The sequence below is a fragment of the Modicisalibacter luteus DSM 23508 genome, from assembly GCF_000378505.1.
Lineage (GTDB): Bacteria > Pseudomonadota > Gammaproteobacteria > Pseudomonadales > Halomonadaceae > Modicisalibacter > Modicisalibacter luteus.
Genome location: NZ_KB899992.1, coordinates 320,961 through 341,316, shown reverse-complemented (window position 1 = coordinate 341,316; position 20,356 = coordinate 320,961). Strand labels below are relative to the sequence as shown.

Below are 20,356 nucleotides of genomic sequence, written 5' to 3'. Positions count from 1 at the left end.
CTTCGCCAAGGCCTGGACTTGATCCTTGTCGGTTACGTCGGTGACGCGATAGGTTGCTGTCCCGCCCTGCTGCTCGATAGCATCTACCTGTTTTTTGAGCCGGTCCTCACGTCGTGCGGCCAACACCAGCTTGGCGCCTGCCTGGGCCAGGCGATGAGCAGTCGCCTCACCCAGCCCACTGCTTGCCCCAGTGATAATGACAACTTTATCTTTAATCCCAGACATAATCCCTCCTTGGCCAAATCCGGTCATTGCTCAGCGTTCAAAGCCGGGTAATCAGTATAGTCACGCTCATAGCGCGCGCTATGCGATACCGTCGATGCTCGACTGGGAAGGTAGGCTCTCGGTCATTGGCCGTGGCGGCAGGGCATGTATGCGCCCCTCCATAACGCCATCAATGGCAACCAAGCGTAAGACTCATGACGCGGCTCATCAGCCCAGCAGCTGACGATCGCGCATGCCTCAGGCCCCACATCAGAGGTTTGGAATCGAGCCACAGCCCTAAACGCTAATCAGCTAGTGTTCTAACCGGAAGGTGGCCGTCCAGAATTCGTATATACGCTCAGCGCGGTCACTGTGACTACTATCAGTCCCATACCCAGAATTTGCGGACCCACTAGGTTTTCGCTTAACACCACGACGCCGAACAGCGTCGCGGTAACCGGTTCGACCATTGCCACAATCGAGGCCACGGCCGGGGCCGTATGTTCCAGGCCGACGATATAAAGAACGAAAGACAATCCTGCACCGAGCACACCCAATACGGCGAATAGCGGCCAATCCGGTGTGCTCAGGACTAAAACTGTCTGGTCGGCATCGCTCGGCCAGATAAGGATGGTGGCAAGTATCGCAAAAGCTATCGAGAGAATAGCCTGCGGGCTACCGTGAGCCGCCGCATACTTGAAACCGAAAATGAATATCGCGTAGGACAGTCCGGCAAGCAGGCCGGCACCTACCCCCATTGCCGTAACGCCATTCGCACCGACGTCATAAATCTGCGTAAGCAACATAATACCAAGCATTACCACCGCGATCGCGGCCCACTTGAGCGGGGTGGGCCTTTCCAGCTTCAAAGCGAATGACACGAGATATACGAACACTGGTGCGCAGTACATCAGCGTAGCCGCAACCGCAACGCTGCCGTGCGCGATACTCAGGAAATAGAACGAGAAGTTACCTGCTACGCCGACACCGGCAATGACTGACCAGAACCATAACCGGCGATTTGCCAGCCCATTTCCGTGTGGACGCAGCATTAGCCAGACGAGGACGCACAACAGTCCGATTGTGCCCCGGTAGAATGAAACCACGAACGCATCCCAGCCATCAGCCATAAGAATCCCGCCGATCCCGCCAGATAGCCCCCAGAAAAGAGCCGCTAGCGCCACAAAAGCTGTACTCGCACCCACTATTTGACCTCGCTTCTTCATGTTGAAATAAGACAGTTGGCGCCGGTGAGTGCCGCACTGCTACGCCCGATACGGTGAAACGCCTCGACAATGACCGGCGAAAACAGCCCGATGCTGGTCCCCCAAATCAGTAAGCCGGCGGTCAGCATCAGCAGGTTACGGAGGCAGGGTGATAGTTACCAGCCCGATCCCGGCGAGGGTTGGCTGCCATCGCCGTGTGGCAAATTTCGAAGCTGAGCGTTATCCAGTGGGCAGCTAGAATGGCGAAGACGAAGCTCCGGAAGATAGGGTGTCGATTGCCCCCGAAACCCGCTCTCTGGAGCATTGGAGCAAGGTGACCGAGGACATGATTTCCCGCGAATTCGCCAAGCTGAGGATAAAATTGGCGAGTAGCTGTTCTATGTCAAAAGAAGCCCAACCAACCTTCCATGAGTTCCGTTCTTTAGGCTCGAATTGCTCGAAGACAGCGGTGTTTCGGTCGGTGATATTCAGGTTCTAATGGGTCATGCAGACGAGGATATGACCCAGCATTATCTCGATGGCCACGGCATCAGATGGCAGGAAGCGAAGGGGGCAGCACTCTACATGAAGGCCCTTCTGGAAGCAGGATAAAAGCGCTGGCCGAGTGAATATTTTACCTGTTTTCACCTGCCATGAAAAAAGCCGCCTGAGCATGTACTCTAAGCGGCTGATTTCTCGAATCTATGGTGGAGCCTATCGGGATCGAACCGATGACCTCAACGCTGCCAGCGTTGCGCTCTCCCAGCTGAGCTAAGGCCCCAATTCATCTCAAGCTTGATGCTTCTCAAGATGTACAACGTCCGCCAGCATAAACCGATATTTCATCGTCAGCACAGGCACTTCGCTGCCTTGCGGTCGGAACGGTGCGTATCATAAGGACGAATATACATTGAGTCAAGCCTAGCGAAACAGTGCTATACAGTAGATCATCGTTTCGCTACTCAGTACAATCATGGTCCCGCTTCGGCCTGAGGCTGACGCCTGAACTAACCGTTGTTACGCCAGGAGCGAACTTGATCAAGGTTCTAGTCGCAGACGACCATCACCTCGTCCGTACCAGCATCGCTCGCATGCTGAATGAGGAAGAAGGACTGCAAGTCATAGGCGAAGCTGCCGATGGCGAAGAGGCTATTAGCCAGTCACGTGCTCTGCGCCCCGACATCGTACTCATGGATATTCGCATGCCCGGGATCGGTGGGTTGGAAGCGACCCGCAAGATTGTTCGCGGCATGTCGGATATCAAAGTGGTCGTGCTCACAGCCTATCTCGAGGAAACCTTTGCCCAACGCCTGCTTGATGCAGGCGCCAGCGGTTTCATCAGCAAGGGAAGCGAGCTTGATGAGATGGTACGCGCCATTCGCACCATTCATGTCGGCCAACGCTACATCAGCCCTGAGATCGCCCAGCGCCTGGTCCTGGCTAAGCTCGACGCTCAGGATAACCCTTTTGACCAACTCTCCAGCCGCGAACTGCAAGTGGCGATGATGATCGTCAACTGCCACAAGGTCAGCGACATCTCCGACCGCCTGTTTCTCAGCCCAAAGACCGTCAACACTTATCGCTATCGCATCTTCGAGAAACTTGGCGTGCAATCCGATGTCGAACTGACACATTTGGGGCTGCGCTACGGGCTGGTGGACGGCTATAGTAACGACGAGTGATTCGCCGCCCACCTTATAATTGGCGGCCCGGCCCCTGCCGATTTTGTCTGAACGGTCCAAAGGTGGCATGAGTTTCGACGCGAAGCACTTTCTCAAGACAGTCAGCGAAGCACCGGGCGTCTACCGGATGCTCGACGACCAAGGCAACGTACTTTACGTAGGGAAGGCCAAGCGTCTAAAGGCGCGCCTGGCCAGCTATTTTCGGGGCGCACTCAACACCAAGACCCAGGCGCTGGTGGCTCGCATTGCCGATATTCAGGTGACCATTACCCGCAGCGAGACTGAAGCCCTGCTTCTGGAACAAACGCTGATCAAGGAACTGCGGCCGCCATACAACATCCTGCTGCGTGACGATAAATCCTACCCGTACGTCTTCGCCAGTGACCGACACCCCTACCCGGCCCTGGAGTTCAAGCGCGTGCGCAGCAAGCGCAATGATGGCCGCTACCTGGGCCCCTACACCAGCTCCAACGCGGTGCGCGAAAGTCTCGCGCTGATGCAGAAAATCTTTCGCATCCGTAACTGTGAGGACACTGTCTTCGCGCATCGCACGCGCCCCTGCCTACAATTCCAGATAGGCCGCTGCAGTGCACCCTGCGTGGACTACATCAGCCAAGAAGATTATCGTCGCGACCTCGAGCACGCCATCATGTGCCTGGAAGGCAAGAGCGAACAGGTCACCGGTCAGCTCACGGCAGCCATGGAGGCGGCCAGCCATAGCCTCGACTTTGAGGAAGCCGCCCGCCTGCGTGACCAGGTCCAGCATTTGCGCCGGTTGCAGGAACGTCAGATCGTCGATACCGATGCCAGCGATGCCGACATCTTCGCACTAGCGGAGCGCCCCGGCGGCCTATGCGTCAGCGTGTTGACCGTTCGTCAGGGGCGCATGCTCGGAGCACGACATCACTCACCGGAGAATGGACTCGACCTGGCCCCCAGCGAACTGCTCGGTGAATTCGTCAGCCAGTATTACCTGGGTCAGGGCCGCGAGCTGCCCCCGGAGGTGATAACCAGTCACTCGATGCCCGACAGCAGCATTCTGCAGACCGCCCTTTCAGAACATGCCGGTAAGCGTGTTCGCGTCGCTCATCAAGTTCGCGGCCACCGGGCCCAATGGCAACAACTGGCCGTCACCAATGCCGAGCAGTACCTGGGTACTCAGCTAGCCAACCGCTCACAATTGTCCAAGCGCTTCGAAACACTTCGTGTGGCCTTGAACATGGAACAGACGCCCAACCGACTCGAGTGCTTCGATATCAGCCATAGCCACGGCGAGGCGACGGTGGCATCCTGCGTGGTGTTCGATCCGGACGGCCCGGTAAAATCGGATTACCGACGCTTCAACATCGAAGGAGTCGCGGCAGGCGACGACTATGCTGCCATGCGCCAAGCCCTGACGCGGCGCTTCAAGCGGTTGCAACAACAGCAAGACAGCGGCAAACGTCCGGATATCCTGCTGATCGATGGCGGCAAGGGGCAGCTCAACATGGCGCGAGAGGTTCTTGAAGAACAGGGCATCACTGATATTCGGCTGATCGGCGTCGCCAAGGGCACCACTCGCAAGGCCGGGCTGGAAACGCTATTTCTCGAAACCGTGGATAACACGCTGAGCCTGGAAAGTGGCTCGCCGGCTCTGCACCTTATCCAGCACATTCGTGACGAAGCCCACCGCTTCGCTATTACCGGCCACCGTCAGCGTCGCGATAAAGCTCGCCGGACCTCGACGCTACAGGATATTCCAGGCGTTGGCCCCAAGCGCCGCCGCGAGCTCTTGAAGTTCTTTGGCGGCCTGCAGGGGGTACGTCATGCCACACGTGACGAGTTGGCCCGTGTGCCGGGCATCAGCGCCAGCCTCGCCGCCTCTATTCACCAGGCGTTGCATGGATGAGACACAACGCAACAGATAGAATAATCATTTCGACCACTGGCAAGGGACCCACGATACATCGATGAATATACCCAACCTTCTTACGCTCGCGCGTATCGTGTTCATTCCGCTGCTGGTTCTGCTGTTCTACCTCCCCTATGCCTGGAGCTTGCCGCTGACAGCCGTCCTGTTTGGCCTGGCAGCCGTGACGGACTGGCTGGATGGCTATCTGGCCCGCCGCTGGGACCAGAGCACCCCATTCGGCGCCTTTCTCGACCCGGTCGCCGACAAGGTGATGGTCGCCGTTGCCCTGGCGCTGTTGATTGAGCGCTACGAATCGATCTGGCTGACCCTGCCAGCACTGGTCATCATTGGTCGCGAGATCGTCATTTCCGCACTGCGTGAATGGATGGCCGAAATGGGCAAGCGAGGCAGCGTTGCCGTCTCCTGGATCGGCAAGGTCAAGACCACCCTGCAGATGGTTGCCCTTCTGCTTCTGCTGGGATCTATCCCCGACAGCCTGATTGCCAATATTGGCGTATACACGCTCTATGCCGCCGCCATCCTCACACTGTGGTCCATGTACCAATATCTGCGTGCCGCATGGCCGGAATTGTCACGGTCAATGTAGGAGGAATGGCGATAAGCATTTGACATACGCGCACTTATCTGTAGAATGCGTCTCCGAGTCAAGCGGGAATAGCTCAGTGGTAGAGCATCGCCTTGCCAAGGCGAGGGTCGCGAGTTCGAATCTCGTTTCCCGCTCCAGATTCCACTACGGTGGAGAGTAGGTATTGAGGATCACGGACTGGGATACCAGCGCAGCCGAATCCTAATTACCTGCTGAGTACGACTCTATGAGGCTGGATGGCAGAGTGGTTATGCAGCGGACTGCAACTCCGTGTACGCCGGTTCGATTCCGACTCCAGCCTCCATTTCTTTATAGCTCGGCATGACCGGCTACCCCTCCCAGCCCGGATGGCGAAATCGGTAGACGCAAGGGACTTAAAATCCCTCGGAGGTTAACTCCGTGTCGGTTCAAGTCCGACTCCGGGCACCAGTTAAATCAATGCTTTAGCCCAATTCCTGCTTCACTTCCCTTCAAGCTGTCCGCGTTTTGTCCGCCTATGCAGGGTAATTTGTTCGCGTTTGCTACCCAGCGATTCGGGTCCGCATGCGCACATCGACTCGTGACAACCAGCGACGAATGCCCCAACAGACTCTGGATGCTTGTCATCACTCCCTTTCTGTCTCGAACACCTTGCGTAGTTCTTACCGGTCTACCTGGAATGGCAGGTTCTCCAGCAGATAACCGTCACTCAGGGCAACGGCACGATCCGCACTTACCGCTATTGGTCTTCCGTGATCACAGATTATGCGACCACTGTGGAGTTGAACGAGCCCTCCAGCCACGAAGAAGCCGCCCAGCAGCGGCATCAGTTATGTTGCTTCGGTGATGAGCTGATGAGCTGCTACCTAGCGCCACCCAGGGCGAGCCTGCTCAGCCTCCCGTTCTAGTTGTTGCTGTAGATTCCAGCTCTCTTGTGCCTGCCTCTGTCCTTCAGATGGCTTTAGAGCTAGGTAGCCGAAGGCTATTCCAGCAAGCAGAACTGCCATCAGGAGAATCTTTCTCATGCAGCCCTCTTTTTGTTCTTGCTTCCCCTTATAGACTGGCCCCGGTTAGCCGTTTAGATCAATCAGACATCTCCCCGCATTAAGAGGCAGTAACACCTAGGCGACGCCAAACTTTCGACACTGCGTCGCCGGTGGCAAGCTGCTTCAGCGTGGCTTTAACCCCATTAGCCACATCCAGCTGCGCATTACTGAGAGCGGGATACCTAACGCCGTAGCAGGTCGCAGCAGCCCGTCATGCTCTGACTTTCTAATTGGTATCAATGAGATCGACTGTCGCGATTGAGGCACAACAACCTTGTTCAGCAGCGTTGTGATTATCGGCCCGATGATATGGGGCAAGGAGACACCAGCGGGCTTCAGGGAATCGAAACGCCCGCTGGCCGATTCGGCGTCTGCTCTGCTGGGAATGCTATATGCTGTTGGCACGCTATGCCGTTTACGCTCAGGCTAGGGAAATTTTCATCAATCCTATCTGGACCTCAAACGAGATCAGCTTTGTCACACTGCGCCACATCGCCAAGGAAGCATAGAGACGGCCCTGCGGTTACGCCGATGAGCGGTCACTATAGCCGACCGGATATCTTTTTTTGATGGTGAGTCGCGCAGCCCAGGCAACCATCGTGTTCGTTGACCCCTGCGCATTTCTTCTTTGCGCCCTCTGGTTGCTTGGTTTTCCCTAACCGCTCTCGATAGCTTATAGCTAATGCCTCAATAAACTTTTACTAATGGTGGTTGGCAGCTTTACGCTGGTAATGTTTTGTAACGACGCCTTATTACGCGTGCCTCCGGGCTCGTCTTCAATGCGCGTCGCTTAAGCCCTGGCGATAGCTAGGGCTTTTTTCATACAAACCGTGACGGCAATCTCCTACACCATTCGTTAACTTGCGTTAGCATACATCTGAGCAAGTAATGACATAGTAAGCCTCGGGTCAGGACGATCCTGCAAGGAAATCGGTCCAGGATGATCGCCCAAGGATGGGATCACTTGCCGCAGCACGCTTTCCCGCCCTGCCCTTATGTATGGGATCTCAACGGCAACCGATGCCTGGATGCCATTCATGTGGACCTTGATGCTCGCCAATGACAGGCGGCCACTTATCCACGTTAGCGGTAAACGGGTCGATACAGTTCACAGCGATACCCTCGCCCACCTGTGTGCCGCCGTTTTCTGCCAATGTGAGCACAGGAAAACGGCAAGGCTAGCTAGAGGTCGAGGCGGGTCACACTGAACTATCTAGCCTCCTCGTAACTGTACAGTGGCAAACATCACCCTCGATGCTATCGATGCGTACAACAATGGAGCGTTCCTCAGCCGAGTCTTCGGCAAAAAGGAGCCAGCTATTGGAATCCAATGCCCGCACATACTCCTTTCCCACCTGAGGGTCACTCACCTGGTCCGTGCCAATCTGTGTAGTCATACCAACCTCAAGACGCTCTACGTTCTGCATGGGTTCTCTCCTGTGAGTTCGACAACAGGACATCGCCAGCCAAGGCTGGCTTGGCAGGTGATTCTCGCTGGTCGTGGTTGGACGCGGCATAGTGAATAAGGGGCGGCCATTAGAAACATCGAATGCTTCCAAGTGGTTGTTTCAGAGGAGAAGTCACCTCGAGGGCGGCTTCAGTCATAAGACGAAACTTTCGTTCAGCTCCACTCGCTCCGTGAAGCATGGTCTTGATTGTAGCTTTGCAGTAGCTCGTTCTGGGCCGCCGTTGAGGCACGCTCTTCATTCAAATACCAAATGCCGAACCCTACGCCGACAAACAAGATCATTAGCAATACGAGAGGCTTCATGTTTGTGTCTCCTTCAAGCTCCTCCTGGACGCGGTATCCCGCTTTGCGCCGAAGCTTTATCCTTACCGAGAACGCTAACTACCCGCCCTCATCAGGTAAGCGGTCGAACCATGGACCGTCCATCTGGATTACATACCGACCGAGTCCCTCTCCTTCCAGCTCAGTCATGACGGCGCACGTCGACTGACAAGTGCTCTCGACCAGTCCTGCTCACTCTCTGTAACGGCAGTACACCACATAAATCTGCCGTGCCACGACCGCCGTTGCTATGGCGTAGCTGGCCTTGTCGCCCAACTACGTTATCACACCATACGCGGAGGTAACCCAGTAGAGCAGCGACTAGCCAAGAAGACTGACTACTCAGACGTTAGCTAGGCCGATACTTAGCGGCTTTCAAACTCACATCATCCCGGCCCACCCCATCCGGAACGTTCCGCTTGAGATTCCATCTCCAACTCAGCGTTTAAGTCCCAAGCTGGTTCATTCTCTTCGGTATGCACCGATCCGCTCAGCATCACGAATCCGAACAACACCCCAATAAGCAAGACAACCAACAAAGCGAGCGATTTCATTGCTGTTCCCTTCCTTCGATCTATCTTGTCACATCCTTGTTTCATGCGATCCCGCTGGGCTTTCGGGACAAAAATTTACATAAACTGATAAATAATCGTCCCGAGACCAATCGAATAGATCGCTACCGTCAGCACGACTAGCAACCCATCACGCCCAATGAGCCCCAATCCAATAGCGGCAAGCGCAGCTCCTGAAAGGCTATTGGCAAACGGCATCAGTTCCAGCACCGGCATACTCAGCGCAATAAGAATGCAGATGACAGCTACAACCCAAGTCGCCGCACCATGTGTCAGCATGGTCAGACGATGCTTGATTAGCTTGTCGACCCAACGTGCGCCGGGGCGTAGAAAGCGCAGCGCCTTGAGGAACCGCTTACGAGGTATCGAACGCTTCAACAGCCACTTGGGCAGCCAAAAGTGTTTTCTGCCTACCAGCAATTGTCCGGCAATTAACAGCACCAGCAGACCGCACAACGAAGGCAGGCCGACAATGCCACTGAGTGGTGAAAAGGTGAGTAAGCCAGGAACCAGCAACATCGCCCCGAACGAGCGAGTGCCGACAGCGTGAAGCATCGTTTCCACACTTATCGAGTCGGCATCAACTTCCTTGCCCGCCTCCTCGAGAAAGTCCAGCAGCCCCTCGAGGTCCTCGGGGGGCTGCTGTGATTCTTGATTCGTCATCTGACAGTCCATTGTCTTTCACTTTCCCTACTCAGATTAACACGGGCAGACGTATCCGAGGGGTCTTATGACAACAAGCTAGTTACAAAAAACACTTATTGCATACCGCATCGGTTTGCACCCGCCGGATATCACTACTAAGGTAGGAAATGTGCAGTATGCAGCGGCCAGGAAGGCCGCCAGTAAATGGAATTGCGCGTTCAGGATGAACGGACCTGAGGAAAGGACGGCATCAGCGGCAGGAAGCCAGCTAGTATTGCCACGGATCCCTCAAAGCTATGCACACTCGCTTTAAGCATCGACCAGTGTCAGTCTTGACGCTGGTTTTTTTTGCTTATCTCTCCCATCAGGTACAACCCGCTGATAATAAGGGCACCTTGGCATTTCATAGCCCCTATAGCAGAATAACGCTGCGTTACATGCCGGTCTTGCCGGCAACACGTCGGCCTGGGTTGCCATATATCGATAACACCTACTCTCGATTCGGCTTGCCCCCTGCCCCTTCAGTCGGTTTCACCGCAGGAACCGGCCCTCGACGGTAAACTCAACGGAATATTCGGGACCGGCAAGCATGATGTGCAGCGAGCATGACCTACTCATCATCGGCGGTGGCGTCGCCGGCCTAACTCTAGCTCTTGAAGCGGCTGGCCATCGTGACGTGACGCTGCTGATTCCATCCTCGAGCAGCCTTGGCGCCAGTCGCTGGGCCCAAGGCGGCATTGCCGCGGTCCTCGACCCCCAGGACGCGATAGAAGCTCATATTCAGGACACATTGATTGCCGGCGATGGTTTATGCGATGAAAGCGCAGTGCGCTTTACCGTGGAGCACGGCCATGAAGCGATCGATTGGCTGATATCGCTAGGTGTGCCGTTTACGCCGGATACCTCGCCGGATGCACGTTACCCTTATCATTTAACGCGTGAAGGCGGCCACGGCGCGCGGCGTATCATTCATGCTGCCGACGCGACCGGGCAGGCCCTCATCGACACACTAATAGCACGGGTCCGGCAAGCGCCGGGTATCCGCATCATAGACGATCTGAGCGCCGCCCGGCTGCTCGAGGATGACCAGGGGCAATGCTGTGGGGCGTATTGCCTGGATGAACATAGCCAGCCATTCGTGATGACAGCACGCGACACTGTACTCGCGACGGGAGGCGCCAGTGGCCTGTATCTTCACACCACCAGCCCAGCCCCGGCGTGCGGCGAAGGCATGGCCATGGCCGCCGAACTCGGCGCCACCCTGATGAACCTTGAATTCCAACAGTTTCACCCCACCTGCCTTTACGATCCTTCGGGTATGCCATTTCTGATCAGCGAAGCGGTCCGCGGCGAGGGAGGCCTGTTGCGTACCGTCGATGGAAGGCGCTTCATGCCCGATTACGATGTACGGGCTGAACTGGCGCCCCGCGATATTGTGGCCCGTGCCATCCACGGCGAAATGCTGCACAGCGGAACGGAGCATGTCTTGCTGGACGTGACCCATCTGGAGGCACAAGCGATTCGTGCCCACTTCCCCACCATTCATGCCCACTGCCTGAGCCGTGGGCTAGATATTACGCGCCAGCCGATTCCGGTGGTTCCCGCAGCGCACTATAGCTGCGGCGGCGTCGCCACCGATGCCAGTGGCGCCAGTAGTGTTCCCCATCTGTATGCGATCGGAGAGGTCGCGTGTACCGGCCTGCATGGGGCCAACCGGATGGCTAGCAACTCCCTGCTAGAGTGTCTGGTCTATGCACGCTCGGCGGCACGGGCGCTACGACAAGCCAGGGGAGGCAGGCCTGCCGCCCCCGTCAACGTACCTAAACAACTAGCGACAGCCTCTTCTTACGATGACATAGCCCGTACCATACAGAGCTTGCGTCGTGTCATGAGCGACAGCGCGGGAATCGTGCGTAGCGACGCGGGACTGGCTGCGGGCCGTCAGGCCCTGTGCAAGCTGAAACGTCTATGCACCGCATTGGAGTTGGAAAATGCCGCCAGCCTTGGCCAGTATCAACTGCGCCATATGCTGAATCTCGCCACCATGACCTTGGAGATGGCAAGTGCCCGCCGCGAATCCCGCGGCCTCCACTATAACTGCGACTACCCGGACCACCAGTCCGAGACAAGCGCTTCTCGCATTTCACGATGCTGACCAGATCAGTATCCGCCGCAGGGCCTGGCGTTCCTGTGCACTGGCACTATCGGGCCATAGCCAGTGGTGGGCCCCGCCCACACTCAGCCCGATGAGCCAGGGGCCCAAGTAAGTATAGTGAAGAGGAACATTACGCCATTCTCCGGTTGACGCCTCCCGGCACTGCCAGCCGCCCTCCTTTCCCGGTACCCAGCGCAACTGCCATACGCGACGTTGCTTGCGTTCCCGTAACTCAACCACTCCAAAACAAATAACCGCCGTGGCGACAAGCCACGGCGGTCCATAGACGGCTAGGAGCAGGCATACGGCCACAATAATCGCCAAGGTCGATCGTCGTTGCCAGTCAGAGGGTACGATATTGATCGTTACTGGTTGTTTCAGCATATGCCACGATCATTTTCACAATACGGCGCAGCGCATCGTCTCCGGGCCATTCTCGACGCATCAGCCAAAAGAACAGGTCTTGGTCCTCTTCTTCGATCAGCGCGCGATATGCCGCCTGATCGCCCTCGTCCAGATCGGGATACCGATGCTCCAGAAAAGGCAGCAGCAACAGGTCGAGCTCCCACATGCCACGCCGGGAATGCCAATATAGGCGCTTGAGGGTGGTATCTTCGCTCACCAGGGGCCCCTTGTGTCTCGGATGAATGTGGCGAAAGTATACCCGAGCCTTCCCGGGTACGATATTGTCACTGCCGCCCCGTGAAAAGTGTGGCGTTTGTCGTCTGGCTAGTGCGTTGTTTTCTCACGGTTTACGCAGTATGCTGAACAAAACAACAACACATGCTGCCTGCTGGGCAGGCCATGCCGCACGGAGATATCGATGACCAAGTCCGAGTTGATCGAACAGATCGCCATGCGACAGCCCGAGCTGTCCATCAAGGAAGTCGAGGCTGCAGTACGTATCATACTCGACGATATTACAGACGCCCTGGCCGATGGTGGCCGTGTCGAGATACGTGGCTTCGGCAGCTTTTCGCTGCACTATCGAGAACCACGCCTTGGCCGTAACCCCAAAACCGGCGATCCTGTCGATCTCGATGGCAAATACGTGCCACACTTCAAGCCAGGCAAGGAACTAAGGGAACAGGTCAACGCCAGCCGCGCGCTGGGCTACTGACCCCGGACGAGACCGAATTCAAAAAGGATATTGCTATGCGTTGGCTCAAAGGGCTGCTGCTGGCCGTGATTCTGCTGGTAGTCTTGCTGTTAGGCATCCTCTTCGCCGTGAACAACCAGCAGGCGCTACCACTGAACCTAATCTGGGTCGAGTTGCCCCCCGCCTCGCTATCGCTCTGGCTGCTGATTGCCCTAGCCTGTGGCGTACTGTTGGGCATGCTGGCAATGACTGGGGTCTACCTGCGACTACGTACGCTGCTGACCCGAGCCCAGCGCCACAATCAACAGCAGCGTAAGGAGCTCGACCGCCTCCGGATTCAGGAGTTCAAGGAAATTCCTTAAATGCCAGACCTGCTGCTGCTGGCCCTGCTGTTGGCGGCAATTGCAATTGGCTGGTGGCTGGGGCGCCGCGAGGCGGTCAAGTCACGTCGCCAGTCGCAGCAGCAAGCCACCTTGTCCCGCGATTATTTCGTGGGCCTCAACTATCTGCTCAATGAGCAGCCCGACCGTGCCATAGAGACCTTCGTACAGGCACTCGAAGTCAATAGTGATACCATCGAAACCCACATCGCGCTGGGCAACCTGTTTCGTACTCGCGGCGAGGCCGACCGCGCCGTCAAAATTCATCAGAATTTGCTGGCCAGGCCCTCGCTGACTAACGCTCAGGGTGATCAGGTCCAGCTGGAGCTGGCTCGCGATTTCTTGCATCTTGGGCTGCTCGACCGTTCCGAACGCCTGCTTCAACAAGTGCTACGGGACACCCACGACGACGGGATACGACAGGCAGCCCGGCGTCTACTGGTGGACCTGTTCGAACGCGAGCGCGAATGGCAACAGGCCTTGGACGTGGCCCTGCCCCAGATGGTACGCCAGGATAAGGATATCCGCCGGGCAGCGGCACACTGGCTTTGCGAGTTGGCACAGCAGAACATGCAATCGGCCAGTCCTGCGCTGGCACGCAAGCGGTTGCGCCAGGCACTCTCCATCGATGACAGCTGCGTCAGAGCCAACTGGCTTCTGGCCAAACTCGAACAGGACACGGGCCATTACAAGTGGGAAATACGTTACCTGAAGCGTATCCCTGAACAGGATCGTGACTTTACTCCCGTCATTCTCGAGCCGCTACGCGATGCTTTCCTCAAGCTTGAAAATGAACGCGACCTGGAGCAGTACCTCCACCAGTCGATTACGACCACGCCGCATATCAGCGCCGTTCTCATGCTGGCCCAACTACTGGAACGCCGTGAAGGCGTCGAGGCCGCAACCCGTCTGGTCAGCGAGCATCTAGCCAGCACTCCGAGCTTGCGCGGTATCGATTATCTGATGGACCTCTCGTTGCTGGACACCACTGTCACGCCACAGCGCGAGCGCATCGTCCTGCTAAAGCAGCACACCGACAAGCTGCTCAAAGTCCGTCCGCGTTTTCGCTGCCAGCGATGTGGCTTCTCGGGTGGGCAATTGCTCTGGCAGTGCCCCAGTTGCCGCCATTGGGGCACTACCAAGCCTATCACTGGCCTTGAGGGCGAATAGCCAGTTCCTGCTCGAGGGCAGCCAACGCCGCCATGGGATCGGCTGCCTGGGTGACTGGTCGCCCGACGACCAGATGCGTACTTCCTGCAGCCATTGCTTCGGCAGGCGTCATGACTCGGCGCTGATCTCCAGTCTCGGCGAAGGCAGGGCGAATGCCGGGTGTCACCTTGAGGAAAGCGTCGCCGCAAATCTCGCGTAAGCGTGCGGACTCCTGGGCCGAACACACCACGCCATCCATGCCACTCGCGTGTGCTAGCGAGGCTAGCCGCTCCACCTGCGCCACCGGCTCGACATCTAGGCCGAGCTCGGCCAGATCGCCTCGCTCCATGCTGGTCAACACCGTTACGGCGATCAGGCGAGTAGCGAGATTGTGCTGCTCCAGACGTTCACGCGCCGCGGTCATCATTCGACGACCACCCGAAGCATGCACATTGACCATCCACACGCCTTGCTCTGCTGCTGCCTGGACGGCACTGGCTACGGTGTTGGGGATATCGTGAAACTTGAGATCAAGAAACACCTCGAATCCCCGACCGTGAAGCGCTTCGAGAATGTCAGGCCCGCTGCGCGTGAAAAGCTCCTTGCCGACCTTGACGCGGCAACGACGCGGATCAAGACGATCCGCCATGCACAAAGCCGCATCCAGCGACGCATAATCCAGCGCGATGATCAAAGGGGAAATAGGGGAAGGCATGACGACTCCGGAACGATATTCGTCGCCAGTATACCAGCGTCGTCCTGAAGCCGGCATGAACCCGCCAAGGTTGCAGGCGATAACGTCGTCATGTCGAGTCAATGGCTTACGTCATTCACCGGTAAATTCTCTATTTCTTAGCCAAGCCTGCAGATTAGGGTAGGACCGGCAACACTTTCGCCCATCAGAAACAGAAGGAAATGAGATGAAAAGCTTGCTCAAGGCGGCCGCCTTCAGCCTGTTGCTCGGCAGCGCCTCGCTGGTCATGGCTCAGGACGCAGCCTCTACCGTAAACATCAATACCGCAGATGCCGAAACCTTGGCACAGTTGCCCGGCATCGGTGACTCCAAGGCCCAGGCCATCGTGGAAGACCGCACCGCTAACGGCCCGTTCACGAGCGTCGACGAACTCGATCGCGTCAGTGGCATTGGTACTGGAACGATCGAAGGCCTGCGTGCGCAAGCTGAGATCTGAACATCTCAGCATCTGATCAGGCAGGCACAGGCATCGTCCCGAGGGGCCACAGTGCCTGCCGTCGTAACCGCCTAGATACGCAGCGCACCATCGCACTCGATGACCCGGCCGCTGAAATAGGCGTTCTCGAAGATATAGCGCACGCTATCGGCAATAGCTTCAGGCTGCCCTAACCTCCCCAGCGGAACGCCCTTGGTGATCCTCTCGAGAATCTCGGGTCGCATCGATGCCGTCATCTCCGTCTCGATGAATCCAGGTGCCACCGCTCCGACACGAATGCCGTAACGTGCAAGCTCTTTGGCCCAAGTAACCGTCAGTGCAACTACTCCCGCTTTGGCAGCTGCATAGTTGCTCTGCCCCATGTTCCCTGCGCGGGAAATACTGGAAATATTGACGATAACACCCTCGTGGCCCGCCTCGATCATTTGGCTGGCCGCCTCACGTCCGCATAGGAATACACCAGTCAGATTGACGTCGACGACCTGTTTCCAGTGCTCAAGGGACATACGGCTTTCGACACGCCCCGCTTTGGCTTTGACCAGTAACCCGTCTCGGGTAATACCGGCATTGTTGACCAGGCCATAAAGAGCGCCCATGCGCTCACGTATCTCGGCGAAGGTTTCGATCACCGAGTTTTCATCGGCAACATCAGCGATGAAGGCCTGCGCTTCGATGTCGACATCCTTCAGAGCATTGACCGCGTCATCTAGCGAATCTCCCTGCATGTCGATCAATGCCAAGCGCGCGCCCCGCTTTCCGAGCTCTTTGGCCATGGCCAGCCCCAGGCCACGCGCTCCTCCCGTAATGGCAACCACCGCACCTTCTAGCTGCATAATATTATCTCCTGCGCTCAGCACTCGTTGTGCACTGCAACATATATTGACCATAGCATGCCTGGATCGCCACCGCTATTGGCCTTAGGCGGGGAGCTGGATGCTTGAATGGACTTGCAATCTGTCGATTCGCCACCATTTCCTGAAAAGTCACGTGATCCGGAGCACCTATGCCGATTCTCTTTGCCTTTACCCTGTTCGCCCTGCTGGATTTCGTCATTCTGTTTTCTGTAGGCGCCCAGATTGGCCTGCTAATGACATTGCTGCTCATTCTGGGAACCGGTTTCCTGGGCCTGCATCTGGTACGTCGCGAAGGATTGGCCACGTTCCAGCGCGCTCAGCAGCGCCTTGCCCAAGGGGAAATACCCTCCGACGAACTGATGATCGGCGCGGCCCTGATCTTTGGCGGCGCCCTGCTCATGGCTCCAGGGTTTCTCTCCGATGCCCTGGGCTTCATGTGCCTCTTGCCTACGTCACGGCGACTTCTGGGCAGGTTTTTGTCACGTCTCCCTTTTCGTTTCCAAAGCTTTACCGCGACAGGCTATACGCGAGGAAGCGACGGCTGGTCTCAACAGCCCCGCCAAGAGAGCGATCCGCTAGATCAGGAACACAACGACAAAGACCAGAATCAGGGCACACCCATCGAAGGCGACTTTATTTCCAAGGACGAGCCGCGCTATTGAAATTTTTTTCTTTGCCGGCCTTGAAAGGGATTTCACCGACCCCACTAAGGGGATCAGTAACGAATTCGATCATGCGGTATTACCGTTTGGTCAATAACAGCGGGTAGCTTCGGCTTCCCACCCCTTGAGCTTTGCTCGACAGGGATCATGCACTTCGAGTCATGCAACTATCAGGAGAACGTGAGCAATGAACATCCGTCCCTTGCACGATCGCGTCGTCGTCCGTCGCGTTGAAGAAGAACAGAAAACAGCTGGCGGAATCGTGCTCCCGGGCAACGCCCAGGAAAAGCCGACTCGTGGCGAAATCCTCGCCGTCGGTAACGGCCGGATTCTCGACAACGGTGAAGTACGTCCGCTGGACGTCAAGGTTGGCGATACCGTCATCTTCAAGGAAGGCTTCGGCGTCGAAAAGCAGAAAATCGATGGTGAAGAAGTTCTGATCATGAGCGAATCAGACATTCTTGCCGTGGTTGAAGGTTAATAGCGGGCTAAGACCCGGTCCTTTATTCCATTAATCGTTTATCGCACTGACTTCAGGAAGCAAAGAAAATGGCAGCGAAACAGATCAAGTTCTCAGATGACGCTCGCAAGCGCATGGCACGTGGTGTCAACATCCTCGCCGACGCTGTAAAAGCTACCTTGGGCCCGAAAGGCCGCAACGTCGTTCTCGAGAAGTCTTTCGGCTCCCCGACCGTCACCAAGGACGGCGTTTCCGTCGCCAAGGAAATCGAGCTCAAGGATAAGTTCGAGAACATGGGCGCGCAGATGGTCAAGGAAGTCGCTTCCAAGACTTCAGACGTGGCGGGTGACGGTACTACCACCGCTACCGTTCTGGCCCAGTCCATCGTCAATGAAGGTCTCAAGGGCGTGACAGCCGGCATGAACCCGATGGACCTGAAGCGCGGTATCGATCAGGCCATCATTGCAGCTGTCAAGGAAATCGAGCAGCTCTCCGTACCTTGCACCGATTCCAAAGCCATCGCTCAGGTCGGCACTATCTCTGCCAACGGCGATGCGCGCATCGGTCAGATCATCGCCGAAGCGATGGAGAAGGTCGGCAAGGAAGGCGTCATCACTGTCGATGAAGGCCGCGGCTTCGAAGACGAGCTGGAAGTGGTCGAAGGCATGCAGTTCGACCGTGGCTACCTGTCTCCCTACTTCGTGACCAACCAGGACACGATGGCCGTCGAGCTGGAAGACGCCCTGCTGCTGCTGGTCGACAAGAAGATCTCCAATATTCGCGAACTGCTGCCGGTACTGGAAGCTGTCGCCAAGGCTGGCAAGCCGCTGGTGATCATCTCCGAGGACATCGAAGGTGAAGCTCTGGCGACTCTGGTCGTCAACAACATGCGCGGTATCGTCAAAGTTGCGGCTGCCAAGGCGCCCGGCTTCGGTGACCGTCGCAAGGCCATGCTGCAGGATATCGCCATCCTGACCGGCGGTACGGTGATTTCCGAAGAAGTCGGCCTGACCCTCGAGCAGGCCAACCTGGATCATCTGGGTAGCGCCAAGCGCATCACCATGTCCAAGGAAAACACCACCATCATCGATGGTGCAGGTGCCGAGGGCGACATCGAAGCGCGCGTCAGCCAGATCCGCGCCCAGATCGAAGAGACATCCTCCGATTACGACCGCGAGAAGCTGCAGGAGCGTGTCGCCAAGCTGGCTGGCGGTGTTGCCGTCATCCGCGTCGGTGCCGCGACCGAGGTCGAGATGAAGGAGAAGAAGGCTCGCGTCGAAGACGCCCTGCACTCCACTCGTGCAGCCGTCGAGGAAGGCGTAGTACCTGGTGGCGGTACCGCTCTGGTCCGCATCCTGTCCAAGATCCGGGACCTCAAGGGCGACAACGAAGACCAGACCCACGGTATCGCCATTGCGATCCGTGCTATGGAGTCTCCGCTGCGTCAGATCGTCACCAACGCTGGCGAAGAAGCATCTGTCATCCTCAATCGCGTCAAGGATGGTGAAGGCAACTTCGGCTACAACGCCCAGACCGGTGAGTACGGCGACCTCTTCGAAATGGGTGTTCTCGACCCGGCCAAGGTGACCCGCTCTGCGCTGCAGTCTGCCGGTTCCGTGGCTGGTTTGATGATCACCACCGAGGCGATGATCGCCGACGATCCGGATGAGAAGGAAGCCGCTCCGGACATGGGCGGCATGGGTGGCATGGGCGGCATGATGTAAGCAGTCGGCCCTGCACCACTAGCCTTAGCTAGTATCGAGCCCCGCCATAGATTGGCGGGGCTTTTTCATGCCCAGTTATTCATTACCAGCAAACCAGCCCCTCGCTAAGGCTAATGACTCCCGCAGGCGGAGTGCCTCACGTAAACTAGCCCTTCATTCTGCAATCATGACATCTCTTCATGCTTGAAAATATTCGCATCGTACTCGTCCAGACGTTCCATCCCGGTAACATTGGGGCCAGTGCCCGCGCCATGAAAACCATGGGCCTGAATCAGCTGACATTAGTCAACCCGCGTCAATTTCCCGATGAGGAGGCCAGCCGTCTAGCCGCCGGCGCGGAGGATGTTGTCGATAACGCTCGCGTAGTCACTACGCTTGAAGAGGCCATAACCGATTGCGTGCAGGTTGTAGGCGCCAGTGCACGTCTACGCAATATGCCACTTCCCCATTATGATGAGCCCGACGACATGGCTCGCGATATCGTTTCATTTGCCAGTGACGCCCCGGTTGCCTTGGTTTTCGGTCGTGAACGCTTCGGCCTGACTAATGAAGAGATCCGCTGTTGTACTCATCAGGTGAGTATCCCTGCCAACCCTGACTACGGAATACTTAATCTATCCCAGGCGGTCCAGGTCTTGGCTTACGAAGTATTCCGCGCCTGGCGACATCGACCGGACAGCAATTTCAAAACAGCTGCACCGCGTAGTACACCTCTACCTACCCAGCAGCAAGTGACGCAGTTTCACGACCATTTACATCGCGTGATGCAGGACATCGGTTTTCTCACCCAGCCACATGCACGAACCGGGGATCATATGCACGCGCTGTTTACACGGGCCCAGCCGACACGCAAGGAGCTTTCGATCCTGCGCGGCTTCTTAAATTCCATAGAGCAAAAGGCAGGCCCATCACGTTGCGTCGATGCAGGTGTAAATGGTGATGCGCCTAAAAAATGACGTTGCGGTTGTCACTCGGTATTAATGCCAGCATAAAAAAGCCGCGGCCCCCAAAGGAGGCCGCGGCTTAGATGATCATTTGGCTGATCATCCCTCGGGGAAAGCAC

At 56.9% G+C, this 20,356-nt stretch carries 20 protein-coding genes and 4 tRNA genes; 15 read left to right on the top strand and 9 right to left on the bottom strand.

All coding sequences use genetic code 11. The annotated features are described in order from the left end of the window. The 3 genes from F568_RS0108275 to F568_RS0108255 all read right to left on the bottom strand — a co-directional run. Positions 1-225 (bottom strand): SDR family NAD(P)-dependent oxidoreductase (locus tag F568_RS0108275; protein WP_019018251.1); only part of this gene is annotated, 225 nt, incomplete at its 3' end. Between the two features lie 299 nt (positions 226-524). Then, entirely contained in the window at positions 525-1,412 is an 888-nt protein-coding gene (locus tag F568_RS0108270; protein ID WP_211213432.1) for a DMT family transporter, read from the bottom strand. Between the two features lie 702 nt (positions 1,413-2,114). Continuing rightward, positions 2,115-2,190: transfer RNA gene (locus F568_RS0108255), tRNA-Ala, on the bottom strand. Positions 2,191-2,443: 253 nt separating this feature from the next. Here F568_RS0108255 and uvrY point away from each other — a divergent pair. The 6 genes from uvrY (at position 2,444) to F568_RS0108225 (ending at position 6,018) form a co-directional block, all read left to right on the top strand. Next, entirely contained in the window at positions 2,444-3,091 is a 648-nt protein-coding gene (gene uvrY, locus F568_RS0108250; protein WP_019018247.1) for a UvrY/SirA/GacA family response regulator transcription factor, read from the top strand. Between the two features lie 67 nt (positions 3,092-3,158). Beyond that, on the top strand, positions 3,159-4,979 hold the full coding sequence (gene uvrC / locus F568_RS0108245) for an excinuclease ABC subunit UvrC (RefSeq protein WP_019018246.1): 1,821 nt from the start codon (positions 3,159-3,161) through the stop codon (positions 4,977-4,979). 61 nt (positions 4,980-5,040) lie between these two features. Next, positions 5,041-5,589: a CDP-diacylglycerol--glycerol-3-phosphate 3-phosphatidyltransferase gene (gene pgsA, locus F568_RS0108240; RefSeq protein WP_019018245.1), complete on the top strand. Its 549-nt coding sequence runs from the start codon at positions 5,041-5,043 to the stop codon at positions 5,587-5,589. 62 nt (positions 5,590-5,651) lie between these two features. Beyond that, a tRNA-Gly gene (locus F568_RS0108235) sits at positions 5,652-5,726 on the top strand. 93 nt (positions 5,727-5,819) lie between these two features. After that, positions 5,820-5,893: transfer RNA gene (locus F568_RS0108230), tRNA-Cys, on the top strand. 37 nt (positions 5,894-5,930) lie between these two features. Beyond that, positions 5,931-6,018, top strand: a tRNA-Leu gene (locus F568_RS0108225). Positions 6,019-8,235: 2,217 nt separating this feature from the next. On the opposite strand, the gene F568_RS24885 is transcribed toward F568_RS0108225, so the two are convergent. The 3 genes from F568_RS24885 to F568_RS0108190 all read right to left on the bottom strand — a co-directional run bounded on the left by F568_RS24885 (position 8,236) and on the right by F568_RS0108190 (position 9,638). Beyond that, positions 8,236-8,385, bottom strand: coding sequence for a hypothetical protein (locus F568_RS24885; RefSeq protein ID WP_019018240.1), 150 nt, complete (start codon positions 8,383-8,385; stop codon positions 8,236-8,238). A gap of 404 nt (positions 8,386-8,789) precedes the next feature. After that, positions 8,790-8,957, bottom strand: coding sequence for a hypothetical protein (locus tag F568_RS24880; protein ID WP_019018239.1), 168 nt, complete (start codon positions 8,955-8,957; stop codon positions 8,790-8,792). Between the two features lie 75 nt (positions 8,958-9,032). Continuing rightward, positions 9,033-9,638, bottom strand: a complete 606-nt coding sequence (locus tag F568_RS0108190; protein WP_040476071.1) for an exopolysaccharide biosynthesis protein — start codon at positions 9,636-9,638, stop codon at positions 9,033-9,035. 571 nt (positions 9,639-10,209) lie between these two features. Between F568_RS0108190 and nadB the strand changes: the two genes are divergently transcribed. Then, entirely contained in the window at positions 10,210-11,775 is a 1,566-nt protein-coding gene (gene nadB / locus F568_RS0108185) for an L-aspartate oxidase (RefSeq protein ID WP_019018237.1), read from the top strand. Between the two features lie 343 nt (positions 11,776-12,118). Here nadB and F568_RS0108180 read toward each other — a convergent pair whose 3' ends face one another. Next, positions 12,119-12,397: an FAD assembly factor SdhE gene (locus F568_RS0108180; protein ID WP_019018236.1), complete on the bottom strand. Its 279-nt coding sequence runs from the start codon at positions 12,395-12,397 to the stop codon at positions 12,119-12,121. 201 nt (positions 12,398-12,598) lie between these two features. Here F568_RS0108180 and F568_RS0108175 point away from each other — a divergent pair, with 201 nt between their 5' ends. From F568_RS0108175 to lapB, 3 genes are read left to right on the top strand one after another with little or no spacing between them, the layout of a single operon-like run. Continuing rightward, entirely contained in the window at positions 12,599-12,895 is a 297-nt protein-coding gene (locus F568_RS0108175) for an integration host factor subunit beta (RefSeq protein WP_019018235.1), read from the top strand. Positions 12,896-12,930: 35 nt separating this feature from the next. After that, a complete protein-coding gene (locus F568_RS0108170; RefSeq protein ID WP_019018234.1) occupies positions 12,931-13,236 on the top strand; it encodes a lipopolysaccharide assembly protein LapA domain-containing protein in 306 nt (101 codons plus the stop codon). Continuing rightward, on the top strand, positions 13,237-14,424 hold the full coding sequence (gene lapB, locus F568_RS0108165; RefSeq protein WP_019018233.1) for a lipopolysaccharide assembly protein LapB: 1,188 nt from the start codon (positions 13,237-13,239) through the stop codon (positions 14,422-14,424). Here lapB and pyrF read toward each other — a convergent pair. Beyond that, positions 14,402-15,118 carry an orotidine-5'-phosphate decarboxylase gene (gene pyrF / locus F568_RS0108160; RefSeq protein ID WP_019018232.1) on the bottom strand — a complete coding sequence of 239 codons (717 nt, stop codon included), beginning with the start codon at positions 15,116-15,118 and terminating at the stop codon, positions 14,402-14,404. The genes lapB and pyrF overlap by 23 nt on opposite strands. 205 nt (positions 15,119-15,323) lie before the next feature. Between pyrF and F568_RS0108155 the strand changes: the two genes are divergently transcribed. Then, positions 15,324-15,593, top strand: coding sequence for a ComEA family DNA-binding protein (locus tag F568_RS0108155; protein ID WP_019018231.1), 270 nt, complete (start codon positions 15,324-15,326; stop codon positions 15,591-15,593). 71 nt (positions 15,594-15,664) lie between these two features. Here F568_RS0108155 and F568_RS0108150 read toward each other — a convergent pair whose 3' ends face one another. Further along, positions 15,665-16,426: an SDR family oxidoreductase gene (locus F568_RS0108150; protein ID WP_019018230.1), complete on the bottom strand. Its 762-nt coding sequence runs from the start codon at positions 16,424-16,426 to the stop codon at positions 15,665-15,667. 170 nt (positions 16,427-16,596) lie between these two features. On the opposite strand from F568_RS0108150, the gene F568_RS0108145 reads away from it, so the two are divergent. The 4 genes from F568_RS0108145 (at position 16,597) to F568_RS0108130 (ending at position 20,249) form a co-directional block, all read left to right on the top strand. Continuing rightward, positions 16,597-17,109: an FxsA family protein gene (locus F568_RS0108145; RefSeq protein ID WP_019018229.1), complete on the top strand. Its 513-nt coding sequence runs from the start codon at positions 16,597-16,599 to the stop codon at positions 17,107-17,109. Positions 17,110-17,296: 187 nt separating this feature from the next. After that, positions 17,297-17,590, top strand: coding sequence for a co-chaperone GroES (locus F568_RS0108140; RefSeq protein ID WP_019018228.1), 294 nt, complete (start codon positions 17,297-17,299; stop codon positions 17,588-17,590). Positions 17,591-17,658: 68 nt separating this feature from the next. Next, positions 17,659-19,293 carry a chaperonin GroEL gene (gene groL, locus F568_RS0108135; protein WP_019018227.1) on the top strand — a complete coding sequence of 545 codons (1,635 nt, stop codon included), beginning with the start codon at positions 17,659-17,661 and terminating at the stop codon, positions 19,291-19,293. Positions 19,294-19,472: 179 nt separating this feature from the next. Next, on the top strand, positions 19,473-20,249 hold the full coding sequence (locus tag F568_RS0108130; RefSeq protein WP_019018226.1) for an RNA methyltransferase: 777 nt from the start codon (positions 19,473-19,475) through the stop codon (positions 20,247-20,249). The last annotated feature ends 107 nt before the right edge of the window (positions 20,250-20,356 follow it).